The sequence below is a fragment of the Stenotrophomonas sp. 2YAF22 genome (assembly GCF_052114665.1).
GTDB classification, from domain to species: Bacteria; Pseudomonadota; Gammaproteobacteria; order Xanthomonadales; family Xanthomonadaceae; genus Stenotrophomonas; species Stenotrophomonas indicatrix.
The window spans coordinates 1-2,242 of the sequence record NZ_JBFRFE010000672.1; the positions used below are offsets into that span (position 1 = coordinate 1).

Annotated in this window: 1 protein-coding gene; it reads left to right on the forward strand. The window is 67.8% G+C overall.

Features of this window, described 5'->3' with window-relative positions; genetic code table 11:
* On the forward strand, nucleotides 1–2,127 hold a 2,127-nt coding region (locus tag AB4Y84_RS19760; protein ID WP_442250737.1), incomplete at its 5' end, for a phosphoenolpyruvate carboxylase.
* Nucleotides 2,128–2,242: the final 115 nt, after the last annotated feature.

Genomic DNA, 2,242 nt, shown 5'->3' on the forward strand with positions numbered 1-2,242 from the left:
ACCGCCTCGTGGCAGACCACCGATTCCTCGCCGGTGCGCCCGACCGTGGACGACGAACGCGAGCACGTCGGCTTCTATCTGGTGCAGGTGCTGTACCGGGTGATCCCGGTGCTGTACGAATCGCTGCAACAGGCACTGCGCGATACCTATGGCGCGGAACTGCCGCTGCCGCGCCTGCTGCGTTTCGGCACATGGGTGGGCGGCGACATGGACGGCAATCCCAATGTGGATGCGCACACCATCCGCAATACGCTGGATGCACAGCGCGTTGCCGTGCTGGGCCGTTACCAGAAGGAACTGCTGCAGCTGGCCAGCCTGCTCAGCCAATCCACCGAGCGGGTGGGGGTAAGCGATGCACTGCAGGCGCGCGTCGCGCATTACCAGCAGTTGCTGCCGCAGGTGCAGTCGCGGCCACGCCATGCCGACATGCCATATCGGTTGCTCAACGACCGCATGCGCGCACGCCTGCAGGCCACGCTGGATGATGCCGACGGCGCCTATGCCGGCCCGAACGAGCTGATCGATGACCTGCAGCTGATCCTCGACAGCCTGCGCGCGAACCGGGGCGAGCATGCCGGCGGCTTCGCGGTGCAGCGCCTGTTGTGGCGGGTGAAGACCTTCGGCTTCCATCTGGCGCGGCTGGATGTGCGCCAGGAATCGAGCGTGCATGCGCGCGCGCTGGCGGCAGTGCTGGGTGGCGATGCTGCATGGGACGCATTGGATGCAGCGGGTCGCGCACGCCTGCTGGCACCGCATGCCAGTGGCGAGACACCCTTGCCCGTTGGCAATGATGAAGGCAACCAGCGCTTGGATGCGGTGTTCGTTGCATTGGCCGATGCACGTGCGCGGCATGGTGGCGACGCGCTGGGCAGCTACATCATCTCGATGGCGCACGACCGTGGCGATGTGCTGGCGGTGCTGGCGCTGGCGCGTCGTGGCGGCCTGGTCGATGACGCCGGCCACGTGCCACTGGATATCGCGCCGCTGTTCGAAACCGTGGACGACCTCAAGCGCGGCACCGCGACGCTGCGCGATCTGCTGGCCGATCCGGTGTACCGCGCGCATCTGCGTGCACGCGAGGACGTGCAGATGGTGATGCTCGGCTATTCGGACAGCAGCAAGGATGGTGGCATTGCCGCATCACGCTGGGGCCTGCAGCGCGCACAGGTGGAACTGCTGGAGGTGGCCGCCGAAGCGGGCCTGCGCCTGACCTTCTTCCATGGCCGCGGTGGCTCGATCAGCCGCGGTGGTGGCAAGACCACGCACGCGGTCGATGCCTCGCCACGCGGCAGCATCGATGGCCGCCTGCGGGTGACCGAACAGGGCGAGGTGATCCACCGCAAGTACGGCATCCGCGCGCTGGCGTTGCGTTCGCTGGAGCAGGCCACCGGTGCGGTGCTGCGCGCCAGCCTGCGCCCGCGAGCCGCCGAGCCGCGCGAGGACGATTGGCGGCCGGTGATGGACGTGGTCGCCGGTTCCAGCAGCGAGGTCTATCGGGCGTTCGTCGGCCAGCCACGCTTCATGGACTATTTCCGTACTGCCACGCCGATCGATGTGATCGAACGGATGACGCTGGGGTCGCGGCCGTCGCGCCGGCTCGGCCAGGATGCGGCCTTGACCAACCTGCGTGCGATTCCGTGGGTGTTTGCCTGGAGCCAGGCGCGCGCGGTGATTCCGGGCTGGTATGGGGTCGGCAGCGGCCTGCAGGCGGCGGTGGACGCCGGCCATGAAGCCACGCTGCGCGAAATGGCGCGGGACTGGCCGTTCTTCCGCACCTTCCTGGATGACATCGCGATGGTGCTGTCCAAGGGCGATATCACCATCGCCGAACAGTTCTCGCGCCTGTCCGGCGAGCTGCACGATGCGTTCTTCCCGCAGGTCGAGCGCGAACTGGAGCTGACCCGGCACTGGCTGCTGGCGCTGATGGAGCAGCAGACCCTGCTGGACCACGACGCGCGGCTGGCGCTGTCGATCCGCCTGCGCAATCCCTATGTGGACCCGATCAGCGTGCTGCAGGTGGACCTGCTGCAGCGCTGGCGCGAAAGCGGACGCGAGGACGACGACCTGCTGCGTGCGCTGGTGGCCTGCGTGAATGGTGTTTCGCAGGGCGTGCAGAACACGGGGTGATGCGAGAGGAGTAGTGCCGGCCGCTGGCCGGCAACTGCATGGGCTTGCCTGCTGCGAGGTTGCCGGCCAGCGGCCGGCACTACTCCTCTCGCATCACCCCGTGTTCTGCACGCCC